This is a genomic window from Xanthobacter sp. BG11Y11_SDJG (assembly GCF_057364445.1).
Window position 1 is genome coordinate 1 of record NZ_JBNFNU010000790.1, and the last position, 805, is coordinate 805.

At 75.9% G+C, this 805-nt stretch carries 1 protein-coding gene and 1 pseudogene; one reads left to right on the forward strand and one right to left on the reverse strand.

Annotation, left to right across the window (positions count from 1 at the left end; translation table 11 throughout):
- Nucleotides 1-205 (forward strand): annotated as a pseudogene (locus AC2W7M_RS26545) (hypothetical protein); the annotation flags it as partial.
- A 9-nt stretch (nucleotides 206-214) separates the two neighbouring features.
- On the opposite strand, the gene AC2W7M_RS26550 reads toward AC2W7M_RS26545, so the two are convergent.
- The gene (locus AC2W7M_RS26550; RefSeq protein WP_486136179.1) at nucleotides 215-673 is read right to left on the reverse strand and encodes a hypothetical protein; all 459 of its coding nucleotides are present in this window, start codon (nucleotides 671-673) and stop codon (nucleotides 215-217) included.
- Between the last annotated feature and the right edge of the window lie 132 nt (nucleotides 674-805).

Sequence of the window (805 nt, forward strand, 5' to 3'; positions counted from 1 at the left end):
CCGTGGTGCGGCGCGGGCGCGCGCTCCGCCGGCGCTGCTTCGTGACCGACGGCGCGCGCATGGTGCTGCCCGCCTTCGGCGCCTATACCGGCGCCTTGCCGTCTCCGCCCCCGCCATCGCCGGCCTGTTCGGCCGCGCCGGGTTCGTGGCGCACCTTCTCGGCGAGGGCCGCACCTATCGCCTCACCTCCGACGCCTGCTTCTGACTGGCGCCCTCAGCGCAGGCGCCACAGGAGCGCGAGCAGGATCGCCGCCGTGACGGCGAGGCCGACGAGCGCGGCGAACACCGCTTCCGCCCCGCCGGCCGCCAGCAGATAGGCGGCGACGGACGGCGAAAGCGCCTGCGCCAGGAGCGCCGGCCGCGCCAGCCGGCCGGACAGGACGGGATAGCGATCGGCACCCAGCAGCGCCAGCGGCGCCGTGCCCTTGGCGATGGAGAAGATGCCGTTGCCGGCGCCATAGGCCACCAGCGCCACCGCCACCACCGGAAAGCCCGCCGCGAGCAGGCCGACCCCCGCGCCCATGAGCGCCACCGCGCCGGTCATGGTCCAGAGCGGGTGATGGCGGCCGCCGCTCGCCCGCTCGATCAGCCGCGCGAACACCTGGGCAGGGCCGATCAAAGTGCCCGCCGCCACCGCGGCGGCGAGGGTGACGCCCTGCGCCTGGAGCAGCATCAGAAGCTAGCACCGAGATGATGGCGGTGATGGTGCCGGTGGCGGTGATGATGCCGGCCAGCAGCAGGAAGCGGGTGCGCTCCGCGCCCTCCAGCACCAGCGCGCGGCCCGCCTCCCCCCGCGCGCGCGGCG